Here is a 14,321-nt window from a genome sequence, read left to right as displayed (position 1 = left end):
ATTTCCGCCTTGGACAAGGCGTGATTCCATCAACGGGGCTTCGGCCCCGTTTTCATTTCACCAGGCGTTTGGCGACCATGCTTTGGCACACCACCCGATTTCGCATCGACCTGTCCACGCCAAAGGTGATGGGCATTGTCAATGTCACCCCGGATTCATTTTCCGATGGCGGAAGTCATGCCGATGCCAAGTCGGCGCTGATGCATTGCGAGCAGTTGTTGAAAGAGGGCGCCGACATCCTGGACATTGGTGGGGAGTCGAGCCGCCCAGGCGCGCCCACGTTGAGCGCTGAAGACGAATGGGCACGGGTAGGGCCAGTTTTGCTGGAGGCGCTCAAGCTGCGGGTGCCGGTTTCTTTGGACACCTGCAAGACTGAGGTCATGCAGCGGGCCCTTGCCCTGGGGGTGGACATCATCAATGACATCCGCGCTCTGCAGGCACCTGGTGCGGAGTCGGCGGTGGTGGCGCATGGCCAATGCGGGGTGTGCCTCATGCACATGCAGGGTGACCCGTCCAACATGCAATCTCGCCCGCAATACAGTGATGTGATCGAAGAGGTGCGCACCCATCTTCAGGGCAGGGTGCAAGCCTTGGTGGCCCAGAACGTGTCTCGTGACAGGTTGTGCCTGGACCCTGGCATCGGTTTTGGCAAAACACCGCAGCACAACCTGGACTTGTTGCGCCGGCAAAACGAGCTTCTGGATTTAGGCCTGCCCTTGTTGGTGGGCTGGTCTCGCAAGTCCACCCTTGGGCAGGTCACGGGCAAGCCCGTGGGCGATCGTTTGGCCGCCAGCCTGGCGGCCGCGCTGGCCAGCGTTCACCAAGGCGCGAAGGTGGTGCGTGTTCACGATGTGGCCGCCACCGTCGATGCCCTGAAGGTGTGGTCCGCATCCGAAATCCCCCCAATTTTGTGGCCAACCGCAAGTCAATCCGCGCCACAATCCACAACCCTCCTCAATCCGCACAGTCCATGAGCAGACAATATTTTGGAACCGATGGCATCCGTGGCACGGTTGGTCAAACGCCCATCACGCCTGATTTTGTATTGCGCTTGGGGCATGCCGTCGGGCAGGTTTTGCGGCGCTCGGAAGCCCGTCCCACGGTGTTGATTGGCAAGGACACGCGGATTTCCGGCTACATGCTGGAGTCTGCGCTTGAGGCGGGTTTTGCGTCCGCCGGTGTCGATGTGCTGTTGACCGGCCCCCTGCCGACACCCGGTGTGGCCTACCTAACCCGGGCCTTGCGCTTGAGCCTGGGCGCCGTCATCAGCGCTTCACACAATCCCTTTGCCGACAATGGCATCAAGTTTTTCTCAGCCCAAGGCGAGAAGCTGTCCGACCAATGGGAGCAGGACGTCGAGGCTGCTCTGCAGGTGCCCCCCGCTTGGGTCGAGTCTCCCAATTTGGGCAAGGCTCGTCGCCTGGAAGACGCCCGAGGACGCTACATCGAGTTTTGCAAGAGCACTTTCGCATCGGCCATGTCGCTGAAGGGGCTCAAGCTGGTGATCGACGCCGCCCATGGCGCGGCCTACCAAGTGGCGCCCGAGGTGTTCCACGAATTGGGCGCCGAAGTCATCTCGATTGGTTGCTCGCCCAACGGAATCAACATCAACGACGGCGTGGGAGCCACGCATCCCCAGGCCTTGGTGCAGGCGGTCAAGGACCACCACGCTGACTATGGCATTGCGCTGGACGGCGATGCCGACCGGCTGCAGCTGGTCGATGCCGATGGCCGTTTGTTCAATGGCGACGAGTTGCTGTACGTGATGGTGGCCGACCGTTTGGCGCAGGGGCAGAGCGTTCCTGGCGCGGTCGGTACCCTCATGACCAACATGGCGGTCGAACTGGCGCTGCAAGCGCGCGGTGTCGGTTTTGTGCGCGCCAAAGTTGGTGACCGCTATGTGCTGGAAGAGCTCCTCAGCCGGGGCTGGCAACTGGGCGGAGAGGGCTCTGGCCACCTGATCGCCCTGGACCGCCACACCACGGGCGATGGCATCGTCAGCGCGCTGCAGATCTTGCAGGCCGTGGCCCGAAGTGGCCGCAGCTTGTCGAGCTGGCTGGAGGGCGTGACCTTGTTCCCGCAGCGCCTCATCAACGTGCGCTTGAAGGCCGGGCAAGATTGGAAAAACAGTTCCGCGCTGGCGGCGGCCCAGGAAGCTGTCTTGCGCGAACTTGATGGACGAGGGCGGGTGTTGATTCGCCCCTCGGGCACCGAACCTTTGCTGCGTGTCATGGTCGAAGCGCAGGATGGCAGCTTGGCCAACCGCTGCGCTGAGCAATTGGCCGAGGCGGTTCAGCAGGCCTAGTCAGGCCTTGCTGATCACTTCTTGACAGCGGGCATCAGCACGCGGTCAATGATGTGCACCACACCATTGCCGGCGATCAAGTCGGCTTTGGTGACCAGGCCTTCGTCCACCGTGACGAAGTCGCCGGCTTTGGATGCCGCGATTTGGGCGCCATTCAAAGTCGTCAGCGAACTGTTGGCACTGATGCTGCCCGCCTTCAAGGCGCCTGGCACCACGTGGTAGGTCAGCACTGATTTGAGCAACTCCGGATCCTTGCTCAGCTTGTCCAGGGTGGCGGCGGGCACGGCCTTGAAGGCCTCATCTGTGGGCGCGAACACGGTCACCGGGCCGGTGGCTTCCAGCGCTGCGGTCAGGCCAGCTTGTTGAACCAGCTTGTAGAAAGTGGACAGTTCAGGGGTGCGCGCTGCGGCGGCAAGCACCGTAGCAGGTGCGGCGCTGGTGGCTTGAGCCATGGCGTGGCCGCTCAACAGCATGGATGTGGCCAGCAATGCGGTGGCCAGCAGGCTGCGTGTTTGGCGAGGAATGTGCATGTTGAATACTCCAGTTCAATCCTGCCCACAGACCATCTGGGGCAACTCCTGCACCTTAAAAGTGTCATGTGACATTCACGTGACAGAGATGTGACAATTTGCCCGCCAGGCCAAGATGTTGGAGTGTCATGGCATTTGTGACAATACTTCTGCGCCTGTCATAGACTCGTCACAATGCCTACTTAAAGTCCACTTTGAGAAATTTGTCTGTCACAAGTTTTAAAAGGCGAACACATGAAATTCAAGATGATTCAAGCTGCGGTGGCTGTCACATTGTCCTTGTCAGCCGGTCTGGTGCTGGCGCAGGACGTGACTGGTGCGGGTGCGACGTTCCCGGCCCCGGTCTATGCCAAGTGGGCTGACACGTTCAACAAAGTCACTGGCGTGCGCATCAATTACCAATCGGTGGGTTCGGGTGCAGGCATCAAGCAGATCAAGGCCAAGACCGTGGACTTCGGTGCCACCGACATGCCGCTGAAGGATGACGAACTGGCCAAGGAAGGCCTGGTGCAGTTCCCCACCGTGATCGGTGGCGTCGTGCTGGTCGTGAACATCAAGGGCATCCAGCCAGGCCAGATCAAGATGACCGGCGAAGTTCTGGGCAACATCTACCTGGGCAAGATCAGCAAGTGGAACGACCCTGCGCTGACCGCGCTGAACCCTGGCGTTCCCCTGCCCGATGCTGCGATCGCACTGGTTCGCCGCGCCGATGGTTCGGGCACCAGCTTCATTTTCACCAACTACCTGTCCAAGGTGAACGCTGAGTGGAAGTCCACGGTGGGTGAGGGCACGGCGGTGAAGTGGCCAGCTGGTGCTGGTGGCAAGGGCAACGAAGGCGTGTCAGCTTTCGTGCAACGCCTGCCCAACTCGATTGGTTATGTCGAGTACGCCTACGCCAAGCAAAACAAGATGTCGCACGTGTCTTTGAAGAACGCGGCTGGCAACTATGTGCAACCTGACGACCTGACTTTCAAGGCCGCCGCCGCCAGCGCCGAATGGGACAAAACCTTCTACCAGGTGCTGACCAACCAAGCCGGCAAGGACGCCTGGCCCCTCAGTGGCGCAACTTTCATCCTGCTCCACAAGAGCCAGGACAAGCCCGCCCAAGGCGCCAGCACCCTCAAGTTCTTCAACTGGGTCTACGAAAGTGGCGACAAGACGGCTGCTGATCTGGAGTACGTGCCCTTGCCCGCTGGAGTAAAGGACCTGGTCCGCAAGCAATGGGCCAACGTGACCGACGCCGCTGGCAAGCCACTGGCTTACAAGTGATCAGAAGATTCTGGTGATGCAGGCCGGGCGCCATGTGGTGCCCGGTTTGTTGTTGAACGATTGACAGCAGTACCCTTGGATTGAAGCTCGCCATGACTGCAATATTGCCTGCCGATTTTGACGGTGCCGATGGGGCATCTTCCCAAGGACGAACATCCTTCATGAAAAATCCCGATCCCAGACGCGTTGCCTTTCCATGGGCTGATTGGGTTTTCGCGATGCTGGCACGCGGTGCGGCCTTGCTGACCTTGTCGCTGCTATTGGCCATCATTGGTTCACTGATCGTGGGCGCCTGGCCTGCCATCCGTGAATATGGTTTCAGCTTCTTGTGGCGCACCGATTGGGATCCCGTCAAGGACAGCTACGGTGGCTTGGTGATGATCTATGGCACCTTGGCCACGTCCATCATTGCCTTGCTGATCGCCGTGCCGGTGAGCTTTGGCATTGCCCTGTTTTTGACCGAACTGTCGCCCAATTGGCTCAAGCGTCCTTTGGGGATCGCGGTTGAACTGCTCGCCGCTGTGCCGTCCATCGTGTACGGCATGTGGGGCCTGCTGGTGTTTGGGCCGATCCTGGCCACCTACGTGCAGCAACCCTTGCAGGCCCTGACCAACGGCATCCCTTATATGGGTGCGTTCTTCTCGGGCCCGCCGGTGGGCATTGGCATTTTGTCGGCCGGGATCATCCTGGCCATCATGATCATTCCCTTCATCGCCTCGGTCATGCGCGATGTGTTCGACGTGACCCCGCCCATGCTCAAGGAATCGGCCTATGGGCTGGGTTCGACGACGTGGGAAGTGGTGTCCAAGGTGGTGCTGCCCTACACCAAGACCGGTGTGGTGGGCGCCATCATGCTGGGGCTGGGTCGTGCGCTGGGTGAAACGATGGCGGTGACTTTCGTCATCGGCAACATGAACCAACTTAACTCTTTGTCGGTGTTTGAGGCTGCGAACAGCATCACCTCCGCCTTGGCCAATGAATTCGCGGAAGCCGGGGAGGGCCTGCATCAAGCCTCCTTGATTTACCTGGGTCTGGTCTTGTTTTTCATCACCTTTGTGGTGTTGGCGTTCTCCAAGGTTTTGCTTGCCCGCATGCAGAAATCTGAAGGAGCACGTTCATGAGCACGGCTGAACTGTATGCCATGCGCCGCAAGCGGCACGCCAGCCGCAAGCGCATCAATGCCCTGGCTTTGACCTTGTCGCTGGGGGCCATGGCCTTTGGTCTGGTTTGGCTGGTTTGGATTTTGTTCGAGACAGTTCGTCTGGGCATTGGTGGGCTGGCTTTGGCCACTTTCACCGAGATGACGCCGCCCCCGATGGAAGACGGCGGCTTGGCCAATGCCATCATGGGCTCGCTGATGATGGTCGGTCTGGCCACTTTGATTGGCACCCCTGTGGGCATCATGGCCGGCATTTATCTCGCCGAGTATGGCCAAAAGGGCTGGCTGGGCAGCGTCACGCGGTTCATCAACGACATCCTGCTGTCGGCGCCTTCGATCGTGGTTGGTTTGTTCATCTACTCCACCGTGGTGGCGCGCGCCAAGACGTTTTCGGGTTGGGCCGGTGTGTTGGCCCTGGCCTTGATCGTGGTGCCGGTCGTGATCCGGACCACGGAGAACATGCTGGCGCTGGTACCCAGCGCCTTGCGTGAGGCGGCCTATGCCTTGGGCGCGCCCAAGTGGCGCGTGATCACCTCGATCACGCTGCAGTCGGCCCGTGCAGGCGTGGTCACTGGCATCTTGTTGGCGGTGGCCCGCATCTCGGGTGAGACGGCCCCGCTGTTGTTCACCGCCTTGTCCAACCAGTTCTGGTCGGCCGACCTGGGTCAACCGATGTCGAGCTTGCCCGTCACGATCTTCAAGTTCGCGATGAGCCCTTATGAGAACTGGCAGAAGCTGGCCTGGGCTGGCGTGTTCATCATCACCGTGGGTGTATTGGTGCTCAACATCGTTGCACGCACCTTGTTCCGCCAGCGCTGAAGTGTTGGTGAGTTGAAAAGAATTTCCGGAGATCCCTACATGGATGCCAAGGTTCAAAACCAAACCCCGTTGAAGTCCAAGCTGGCTGTGCGCAACCTGAACTTCTATTACGGCAAGTTTCACGCGCTCAAGAACATCAATCTGGAGCTGCCCGAGAAGAAGGTTACCGCCTTCATCGGCCCTTCTGGCTGTGGCAAGTCGACCTTGCTGCGCACCTTCAACCGCATGTTCGAGCTCTACCCTGAGCAGCACGCCAAGGGCGAGATCATGCTGGATGGTCAAAATATCCTGACCAGCAAGGACGACGTGTCCTTGATCCGCGCCAAGGTCGGCATGGTGTTTCAAAAGCCCACGCCGTTCCCGATGTCGATCTACGACAACATCGCCTTTGGCGTGCGCTTGTTTGAACGCTTGTCGCGCGTCGAGATGGATGAGCGCGTGGAGTGGGCGCTCAAGAAGGCCGCTTTGTGGAACGAGGTCAAGGACAAGCTGAATCAAAGTGGTTCGGGCCTGTCGGGTGGTCAGCAACAGCGCTTGTGCATTGCCCGCGGCATTGCGATCAAGCCAGAAGTGCTGCTGCTGGACGAGCCTTGCTCGGCCCTCGACCCGATCTCGACCGGCAAGATCGAAGAGCTGATCCACGAGCTGAAGGACGACTACACCGTGCTGATCGTGACCCATAACATGCAGCAAGCCGCGCGGTGCTCCGACAACACTGCCTACATGTATCTTGGCGAAGTGATCGAGCATGGCCCGACCTCGGATATCTTTATGAAGCCGAAGAAGAAAGAGACCGAGGACTACATCACCGGTCGCTTTGGTTGATCTTCGGTGAGCGTTCCCGCTGAACATTTCGTGACGGAGAAGAATTCATGACTGAAAAACATTTGTCCAGCCAGTTCGACATGGAACTGGGCGGCATTTCAACCCGCGTGCTTGAGATGGGCGGCTTGGTGGAGTCCCAAGTGGGGCAGGCCATCTATGCTTTGACGCACTTCAATGGCGAAATCGCCAGCCAGGTGCTGATCAACGAAGAGCGGGTCAACCAGATGGAGATGGCCATCGATGCCGACCTGTCGACCATCATCGCGCGCCGCCAACCCACGGCCCGCGACCTGCGTTTGCTGATCGCGATCAGCAAGACCATTGGCAACCTGGAGCGCGTGGGCGACGAGGCCGCGCGCATTGCCCGCACGGTGCAACGCCTGATCAACACGGGCGTCTCCAGCCGCCTGCGCTTGCCGGTGAACGATGTGTCATTCGAGTGCGAGTTGGCCACGGCGTCGCTGCGCAAGGCCCTGGATGCCTTTGCCCGCCTGGACACGCAAACGGCCCTCGAAGTCATCAAGCACGACAACGAAATTGATGCCGAGTTCGACGGCCTGATGCGCAAGCTGATCACCTACATGATGGAAGATCCCCGGACCATTTCGGCCTCGATCGACTTGGTGTTCGTGGCCAAGGCCATCGAGCGCGTGGGCGATCACGCCAAGAATCTGGCCGAACAGGTCATCTACATCGTCAAGGGTACCGACGTGCGTCACAACACGCCCGATGCCGTTGAGTCCATCATCAAATAACCCAGACAGTCAGGAGCCCACATGAGCCGAGTGCTGGTGGTTGAAGACGAACCGGCGATTGCCGAGTTGATCGCGTTGAACCTGAGACATTCGGGTTTCGAAGTGGTCGTGGCGCCGACGGCGGATGCCGCCCAGGCGGAAATCGACCGTGTGTTGCCCAATCTGGTCCTGCTGGACTGGATGTTGCCAGGCCAAAGCGGCCTGTCGCTGGCCAAGCGCTGGCGCTCTGAAACGCGCACGCGTGACCTGCCCATCATCATGCTCACGGCCCGCGCCGAAGAGGTGGACAAGGTGGCTGGCCTGGACGCTGGTGCGGATGATTACTTGACCAAGCCATTTTCAACGCACGAGTTGATGGCGCGTGTGCGCGCGGTCTTGCGCCGCAAGGCACCACAGGCGCTGGATTCGGCGGTAGAGGTGGCCGGCTTGCGCCTGGATCCGGCCACACGCCGGGTGTCGCGTGCTGATCAGGAGGTCAAGATTGGCCCGACCGAGTTCAAGCTGCTGCACTTTTTCATGACTCACCCTGAACGTGTGCACAGCCGTGCCCAGTTGCTGGATCGGGTCTGGGGTGATCATGTGTTCATTGAAGAGCGCACCGTGGATGTTCACGTGAAGCGCTTGCGAGAAGCCTTGTCACCCGTGGATCGATCGCAACTGATCGAGACAGTTCGGGGTGCAGGCTATCGATTGACCCAGCAAGTGGCCAACGCTGCGTGATGTTGGCATCACGGGTAGAGAAAACCAACGCCTGGCTGCTTTCCCGACTCGGTTCTCGGGTGCTGACTGCGGCGGCTGGCGGTGCGGTGGGTTGGTGGTTTGGCGAGCGCATGGGGCACCCGACGATGCTGGCCCTGTTGTGCGCGGCGTCCGCCGTGTTGGGTCTGTCGGTGCTCGATACGCTGAAGGGTTACCAGATTCTGGATTGGCTGAGAACGCCCGAAGCCAATGCGCCAGAGATGCCCGGTTTGTGGGGCGAGATCGCCCACCGAGTCCAACGGGTCATCCGGCAACGCGATCAGCTCATCGCCGAAGAGCGGCGTCGTCTGGACCAGTTCCTGTCGGGCATCCAGGCCTCGCCCAATGGCGTGATCCTTCTGGATCAGACCGACCACATCACCTGGATCAGCACGGTGGCGGCGGACCACTTCGGTCTGGACCCGGTGCGCGATTTGCACCAGCGCGTGACCAACCTGGTTCGTCAACCCACTTTTGTGCAGTACCTGCAGGCGGGCGACTACCGCGAGCCTGTGAAGTGCCTGATGCCGCGCGGCGGGCAAGACTACCTGTCTTTGCAGGTGAGGCGTTATGGCGATGGTCTTAAGTTGATCCTCTCGCAGGACATCACCGAGCGCGAGCGCTCAGACACCATGCGGCGCGACTTCGTGGCCAATGTGTCCCACGAGATCAGAACACCGTTGACCGTGCTCAATGGGTTCATTGAAACGATGGGCTCCTTGCCGTTGACCGAGGTCGAGCGGGCCCGGGTGATCATGCTCATGGCCCAACAGGCCGAGCGCATGCAAACCCTGGTCGCTGATTTGCTGACCTTGGCTCAGATCGAGGGCAGTCCCAGGCCATCGTCAGACCGGTGGATCAAGGTGGATGGTTTGATGCAGCGCCTGGAGAGCGACGGACTTGGCTTGTCGCGAGGACGCCATCCCATGACATTTTCCGTCGACGATCAAGGCCTTCACGCCGAGATCGCCGGCGTTGAAAGTGAATGGCTCAGCGCGATGGGCAATCTGGTGTCCAACGCCGTTCGCTACACCCCGGACGGCGCGGCCATCCAGGTTCGGTGGATCACCTTGCCCGAGGGCGGTGGTGAGTTCTGTGTGCAGGACAGTGGCATCGGCATCGATCCCGAGCACATCCCTCGCCTGACCGAGCGCTTTTACCGCGTGGATGGCAGCCGCTCACGCGAAACAGGGGGGACGGGTCTTGGCTTGTCCATCGTCAAGCATGTGGTGCAACGCCATGGCGGCGAGCTGCGTATCACGAGTTGGGCGGGCAAGGGTTCGACCTTCATTTTGTCGGTGCCGGCAGCACGCTTGCGTGTGGCCTGACCCGCTCACCTTGGTTCAATAGGCTCTGCGGTAGATCGCCACGGACTCGGAATTCTGGGTTCGCTGGTTCTCGCGTGCGACACGGCGCCAACCTGGAAATCTGGGGGCGGTTTGCTTGGCAGGCAGGCTGTAGATCAAGACCGGGCAGACCTTGGGCACATCGCTTGGCGGCGACAGGCCATCAACGCGGTAGCGCCCGAAGTATTCAAGCCCTGTCAACAAACCTGGTGAGGCGTTGGGTGCAGCGATGCAAGTGCCCGCCGGAACGTGCCGCTTGATGCGGTTGACCAGAAGGCGGTAGCTCAACGATTGGTCCAGTGGGGGCAGCAGCAAGGTCATGGCCAACAGCCAGCACAGGGCGACCCCACCGGCGGGCAACACCAGGCTTTTCCACAAAGCATGGGACTGGCGGGCTGTGCGCCACCGCACCAGCGCCAGCCACGCTGCCGTCGCCACTGCACCCAGTATGAGCAAGGACCATGAAAAATCGGTGGCATAACCCGGCACCAGCTTGGCAACATTGCTCGCCATCTTGGCCGGCACGCCTGTGTACATGGCGCCGTAGTGCAGCCAGATCAGCAATGCCGCCGTGGTGAAGAAGAACACCGAAAACCAATCGATGGCTGAACCCAGGCTGCGCTGCAGGATGGGCAAAGCGAAAGCGGCCAACACTGCCAAGGCTGGCAGTGCTTGTAACAAGGCTCGGTCGTTGGAATCCATCGCGATGCATGCACCAAAACCCACCATTGCCGAAAACAGAGGCACGGCAATGTGTCTGCGCGCCACCTGCCGTCGCCAATGCCAAACTGTCAAGGCGGCCAGTGGCAACACCGGCCAGGTGAACCAAGTGAACAAGCGCAATGTTCGGCCAATGCCTGACCACGTGTCAATGCGCATGGCCCACCCCGGCAAGCCGGTGGAGCTCAAAGCGCTGGCCAAGGCCGCCGCCAGCAGGCCGCTGGCCGCCACCCACTTCATGTGCGAGCGCATCACCGCATCGTCCGACAACGCGCAGATCAGCATGCCGGCTGCGGCCAGTTCGATGGCGACAGTGGGGCTGCCGCTGGCGGCCATCACTGGCAGGCAAACCAAGGTGGCCAGGCGGCTTTGCCAGGGGCGGACCGCCGCCGCGGCCAAGCCGTACATGAACAAGGTGCCACCTGCCAACTGAAGCAGTTCGGGGGTAGTTTCATGGCCCAGTTGCAGCAAACCCAGGCTGGCAATCAAGGCCAATACCGAACCATCGGCGACGGCACGCGCGTAGTCTTGAGGTAGAGCCTCGCCCCCAAAAGCCAAGGGCAAGGGCTGGGCGGCTTTGGTGCGCGCCAAGTGGTAGGTGGCGTACCACGTGAGGCTCAGCACCGAGACCAGTAGCAATGCAAACGGAATGCGCGCGGCCAAGGCTGGGTCGAGCCATGGGGTGAGCAGTGCGATGAACGCACCACCTAGCCAATACGGGAGGATGCCGCCGCCAGCAGGCAGGACACCGCCCACGTTGGGATGCAGCCAGGAGGATGCCTGGCCATCTGCCAGGCTCCACATGTGCCCAAACGATGCAATGTCGATGCCCCTCCAGGGGTCGCGCCCAAACAGCCCCGGCAACACGTAGGCAACGCAGAACAGCAGCAGTGCCCAGCGTGGCAGCCGCTTGACGGCTTTCTGAGTCACCAGCGCGGGGGTGACGGCCTGGGAGGAATAACTCATTCGGGTGTCGGCGTCAGCGCATCAGCGCAAAATCAGCGCAAATAAAAAGGGCAGCCGAAGCCGCCCTTTAATCAGTGACTGAATCACATTACTTCTTGAGGTGCGCAAACTTGTTGCGGAACTTCTCGACACGGCCGCCCAGAGAGTCGATGCTCTTTTGGGTGCCGGTGTAGAAAGCGTGCGATTCGCTCGAAGTTTCCAGCTTGAACAGCGGCAGTTCGCGGCCGTCTTCCATCTTGATCATTTCACGAGCCGGTGAGCACGAGCGTGTCACGAACTTGAAACCGTTGGACTGGTCCACGAAGCAAACGTCGCGGTAGTTGGGGTGAATGCCGTCTTTCATCTTCTAACCTTCATGTGCTGTTGAGAATCGGAAGCCACGCGGCACCATGCACGCGCACTTTCCTCTCAGCCGGAAAACCCGACATTATACATTAACCACCACGACGCATCAAATCGAAGAATTCGTGGTTATTTTTGGTGGACTTCATTTTTTCGAGGATGAATTCCATCGCTTCGATTTCGTCCATCGGATAAAGTAATTTGCGCAAAATCCAGCTTTTTTGCAGGATATCGGGCTTGAGCAGCAGTTCTTCGCGGCGAGTGCCCGACTTGTTCAGCAAGATCGAGGGGTAAACGCGCTTTTCGGACATGCGTCGATCCAGGTGGATTTCGCAGTTGCCAGTGCCCTTGAATTCTTCGTAGATCACTTCGTCCATGCGGCTGCCGGTGTCGACCAGGGCGGTGCCGATGATGGTGAGCGAGCCACCTTCTTCGATGTTGCGCGCAGCGCCGAAGAAGCGCTTGGGGCGCTGCAGGGCGTTGGAATCAACACCACCTGACAACACCTTGCCGGAGGACGGCAAAACGTTGTTGTAGGCACGGGCCAGGCGGGTGATCGAGTCCAGCAGGATGATCACGTCTTTTTTCAGCTCGACCAGGCGCTTGGCGCGTTCGATCACCATTTCGGCGACCTGAACGTGGCGCTGGGCAGGTTCGTCGAAGGTGGAGCTGATGACTTCACCGCGCACGGTGCGCTGCATTTCGGTCACTTCTTCCGGGCGTTCGTCAACCAGCAACACGATGACGTGAACGTCAGGGTAGTTGTTGGTCAGCGCGTGCGCCAGGTTCTTCATCATCACTGTCTTGCCGCTCTTGGGCGGGGCAACAAGCAGGGCGCGCTGGCCTTTGCCCAGGGGGGCGATCAGGTCAACGATGCGGCTGGTGATGTTTTCGTCGGTCTTGATGTCGCGCTCAAGCTTGAACTGTTCGTCAGGGAACAGTGGCGTCAAGTTCTCGAACATGATCTTGTTCTTGTTGACGTCGGGCGACAGGCCATTGACCCGGTCGACCTTCACCAACGCGAAATAGCGCTCGCCATCTTTGGGCACGCGCACTTCGCCTTCGACCATGTCACCGGTGTGCAGGTTGAAGCGCCGCACCTGGCTGGGCGACAGGTAGATGTCGTCCGTGCTGGCCAAAAAGCTCATGTCGAGCGCGCGGAGGAAGCCGAAGCCGTCGGGCAGCACTTCGAGGACGCCGTCTCCGAAGACTTGCTCGCCCGCCTTAGCGCGCTTTTTCATGATGGCGAACATCAACTCTTGCTTGCGCATGCGAGAGACGTTCTCGAGCTCAAGCGCCTCTGCCATCAGCACCAGTTCGGTGATGTGCAAAGCCTTCAGTTCTGAAAGATGCATGGATTGGGACCCTGTACGAAACCCTTCAAGCTGCTGCGGTTCGATGGCGAGCTGCGCAAACCTGGGGGTCAGATCGTGGGTGAATTCGAAGGGGGTAGAAAGAAAGGGCGCACCGGCCTTGTGATGCAAGCGCTGTTGCCTGGAACGGCATCAGCGCAGGGCCTGTGGCACCCGCCAGGCTTTGGTCACTGCCTAGCTTCACGAGAACCAACTGTCAGAATATCAGCTGGTTGATTCATTATAGGAAAAAAACGCCAATAAATTAAAGATTCTCGTTGACAAAGGCTGTGAGTTGAACCTTCGACAGCGCGCCGACCTTGGTGGCCGCCAGTTTGCCGTCCTTGAAGATCATCAAGGTGGGAATGCCGCGGATGCCGTACTTGGCAGGAACTTCACGGTTCTGGTCCACGTTCATCTTGGCAACATTGAGGCGGCCGCTGTAGTCGGTGGCCAGCTCGTCCAGGATGGGCGCAATCATCTTGCAAGGACCGCACCATTCCGCCCAGTAATCAACCAGCACGGGTTGGGCCGATTGAAGAACGTCTGAATCGAAAGATGCGTCGGAAATGTGTTTGATCAGGTCGCTGCTCATGGAACTATCCTTGGTGACTCTGGCGGTGCGTGAACTGCAAAATAACCACCAGAATGATTGTGAAGATTCTGACACAGAAGATGTGGCCGCTGAAGCAGGCCACAAGAGACCATCACCCTATGACCGCCATAGTCAGCACCGAAAACGAGAATTTGCAGCCCACGACCTGGCTGTGGGCGCAAGGGCGCCCCGCGCGAGATTGCTGGGATGAATGGGCCCGTGCCGTTTCCGGGTGGTGTGCTGACAACAGTTTAAGCGCCCGCGATGTGGTGGTGCTGTTGCCGGTGGGGGCTTTGCTGCCCGTGGCGCGGCAGGCTTGGGCCCGTGCCGTGGGCGGGTGGTTCCCGCAAATCGAAACGGTGCCCACCTTGGCCCAATCTTTGGCCTGGTCACGAGAGGCCAAGGCCTCTGTGCCGGTGAGTGCCGAGTTGGGGCCAGCGCCCACCTTGGATGTGGTGTTGGACCGCCTTTTGGTGACCCAGGCTTTGAGCGCTCAGGCATGGGGGCGGCAATGGGCGCAGCGCGATCGGCGGGCGTTCGAGCACGCGGTGGCGCAGGTGGTGGATTGCGCTCATTTGTGGGTGCGTGTGGCGCAAGCCT

15 protein-coding genes are annotated in these 14,321 nt (G+C 60.0%); 10 read left to right on the top strand and 5 right to left on the bottom strand.

Annotated elements, in window-relative coordinates; translation table 11 throughout:
• Positions 1–77: 77 nt before the first annotated feature.
• Together folP and glmM are read left to right on the top strand one after the other, a co-directional pair.
• Positions 78–974, top strand: coding sequence for a dihydropteroate synthase (gene folP, locus H7225_RS13890; RefSeq protein ID WP_290662797.1), 897 nt, complete (start codon positions 78–80; stop codon positions 972–974).
• Complete coding sequence (gene glmM, locus H7225_RS13885; protein WP_290662795.1) at positions 971–2,305, top strand: phosphoglucosamine mutase; 1,335 nt, start codon at positions 971–973, stop codon at positions 2,303–2,305. Before folP ends, glmM begins: the two co-directional genes overlap by 4 nt.
• A gap of 14 nt (positions 2,306–2,319) precedes the next feature.
• Here the strand turns inward: glmM and H7225_RS13880 are convergent, their stop codons facing one another.
• Complete coding sequence (locus H7225_RS13880) at positions 2,320–2,835, bottom strand: fasciclin domain-containing protein (protein ID WP_290662793.1); 516 nt, start codon at positions 2,833–2,835, stop codon at positions 2,320–2,322.
• A 234-nt stretch (positions 2,836–3,069) separates the two neighbouring features.
• Here H7225_RS13880 and pstS point away from each other — a divergent pair, with 234 nt between their 5' ends.
• From pstS to phoR, 7 genes are all read left to right on the top strand, one after another.
• On the top strand, positions 3,070–4,104 hold the full coding sequence (gene pstS / locus H7225_RS13875) for a phosphate ABC transporter substrate-binding protein PstS (protein ID WP_290662791.1): 1,035 nt from the start codon (positions 3,070–3,072) through the stop codon (positions 4,102–4,104).
• Positions 4,105–4,265: 161 nt separating this feature from the next.
• Positions 4,266–5,225 carry a phosphate ABC transporter permease subunit PstC gene (pstC, locus tag H7225_RS13870; protein ID WP_290662789.1) on the top strand — a complete coding sequence of 320 codons (960 nt, stop codon included), beginning with the start codon at positions 4,266–4,268 and terminating at the stop codon, positions 5,223–5,225.
• Positions 5,222–6,082 carry a phosphate ABC transporter permease PstA gene (gene pstA, locus H7225_RS13865; RefSeq protein WP_290662787.1) on the top strand — a complete coding sequence of 287 codons (861 nt, stop codon included), beginning with the start codon at positions 5,222–5,224 and terminating at the stop codon, positions 6,080–6,082. Before pstC ends, pstA begins: the two co-directional genes overlap by 4 nt.
• 39 nt (positions 6,083–6,121) lie before the next feature.
• The gene (gene pstB, locus H7225_RS13860) at positions 6,122–6,907 is read left to right on the top strand and encodes a phosphate ABC transporter ATP-binding protein PstB (protein WP_290662785.1); all 786 of its coding nucleotides are present in this window, start codon (positions 6,122–6,124) and stop codon (positions 6,905–6,907) included.
• Positions 6,908–6,954: 47 nt separating this feature from the next.
• Positions 6,955–7,662, top strand: a complete 708-nt coding sequence (gene phoU / locus H7225_RS13855) for a phosphate signaling complex protein PhoU (protein ID WP_290662784.1) — start codon at positions 6,955–6,957, stop codon at positions 7,660–7,662.
• Positions 7,663–7,683: 21 nt separating this feature from the next.
• Complete coding sequence (gene phoB / locus H7225_RS13850) at positions 7,684–8,382, top strand: phosphate regulon transcriptional regulator PhoB (RefSeq protein ID WP_290662782.1); 699 nt, start codon at positions 7,684–7,686, stop codon at positions 8,380–8,382.
• 59 nt (positions 8,383–8,441) lie between these two features.
• Positions 8,442–9,728, top strand: coding sequence for a phosphate regulon sensor histidine kinase PhoR (phoR, locus tag H7225_RS13845; protein ID WP_290662780.1), 1,287 nt, complete (start codon positions 8,442–8,444; stop codon positions 9,726–9,728).
• 15 nt (positions 9,729–9,743) lie between these two features.
• Here the strand turns inward: phoR and H7225_RS13840 are convergent, their stop codons facing one another.
• The 4 genes from H7225_RS13840 to trxA form a co-directional block, all read right to left on the bottom strand.
• Entirely contained in the window at positions 9,744–11,432 is a 1,689-nt protein-coding gene (locus H7225_RS13840; RefSeq protein WP_290662778.1) for a hypothetical protein, read from the bottom strand.
• 88 nt (positions 11,433–11,520) lie between these two features.
• A complete protein-coding gene (locus H7225_RS13835; RefSeq protein ID WP_290662776.1) occupies positions 11,521–11,775 on the bottom strand; it encodes a type B 50S ribosomal protein L31 in 255 nt (84 codons plus the stop codon).
• A gap of 91 nt (positions 11,776–11,866) precedes the next feature.
• On the bottom strand, positions 11,867–13,129 hold the full coding sequence (rho, locus tag H7225_RS13830; RefSeq protein ID WP_290662774.1) for a transcription termination factor Rho: 1,263 nt from the start codon (positions 13,127–13,129) through the stop codon (positions 11,867–11,869).
• Positions 13,130–13,391: 262 nt separating this feature from the next.
• Positions 13,392–13,721, bottom strand: coding sequence for a thioredoxin TrxA (gene trxA / locus H7225_RS13825; protein ID WP_290662773.1), 330 nt, complete (start codon positions 13,719–13,721; stop codon positions 13,392–13,394).
• Between the two features lie 119 nt (positions 13,722–13,840).
• Between trxA and H7225_RS13820 the strand changes: the two genes are divergently transcribed.
• Positions 13,841–14,321, top strand: a 481-nt coding sequence (locus H7225_RS13820; protein WP_290662772.1) for a hypothetical protein, incomplete at its 3' end; no start/stop codon positions are given.

Source organism: Aquabacterium sp. (genome assembly GCF_014378415.1).
GTDB lineage: Bacteria > Pseudomonadota > Gammaproteobacteria > Burkholderiales > Burkholderiaceae_C > Aquabacterium.
Note: the sequence above shows the minus strand (reverse complement) of the source record. Positions and strands in the feature narration are given on the sequence as shown.

What these genes read in the sequence shown, in the direction of transcription:
- rho (WP_290662774.1), bottom strand. Translation starts at nt 13,129, where the DNA reads ATGCATCTTTCAGAACTGAAGGCTTTGCACATCACCGAACTGGTGCTG.
- trxA (WP_290662773.1), bottom strand. Translation starts at nt 13,721, where the DNA reads ATGAGCAGCGACCTGATCAAACACATTTCCGACGCATCTTTCGATTCA.
- pstB (WP_290662785.1), top strand. Translation starts at nt 6,122, where the DNA reads ATGGATGCCAAGGTTCAAAACCAAACCCCGTTGAAGTCCAAGCTGGCT.
- phoB (WP_290662782.1), top strand. Translation starts at nt 7,684, where the DNA reads ATGAGCCGAGTGCTGGTGGTTGAAGACGAACCGGCGATTGCCGAGTTG.
- pstA (WP_290662787.1), top strand. Translation starts at nt 5,222, where the DNA reads ATGAGCACGGCTGAACTGTATGCCATGCGCCGCAAGCGGCACGCCAGC.
- glmM (WP_290662795.1), top strand. Translation starts at nt 971, where the DNA reads ATGAGCAGACAATATTTTGGAACCGATGGCATCCGTGGCACGGTTGGT.
- H7225_RS13835 (WP_290662776.1), bottom strand. Translation starts at nt 11,775, where the DNA reads ATGAAAGACGGCATTCACCCCAACTACCGCGACGTTTGCTTCGTGGAC.
- pstS (WP_290662791.1), top strand. Translation starts at nt 3,070, where the DNA reads ATGAAATTCAAGATGATTCAAGCTGCGGTGGCTGTCACATTGTCCTTG.
- folP (WP_290662797.1), top strand. Translation starts at nt 78, where the DNA reads ATGCTTTGGCACACCACCCGATTTCGCATCGACCTGTCCACGCCAAAG.
- pstC (WP_290662789.1), top strand. Translation starts at nt 4,266, where the DNA reads ATGAAAAATCCCGATCCCAGACGCGTTGCCTTTCCATGGGCTGATTGG.
- H7225_RS13880 (WP_290662793.1), bottom strand. Translation starts at nt 2,835, where the DNA reads ATGCACATTCCTCGCCAAACACGCAGCCTGCTGGCCACCGCATTGCTG.
- H7225_RS13840 (WP_290662778.1), bottom strand. Translation starts at nt 11,432, where the DNA reads ATGAGTTATTCCTCCCAGGCCGTCACCCCCGCGCTGGTGACTCAGAAA.
- phoU (WP_290662784.1), top strand. Translation starts at nt 6,955, where the DNA reads ATGACTGAAAAACATTTGTCCAGCCAGTTCGACATGGAACTGGGCGGC.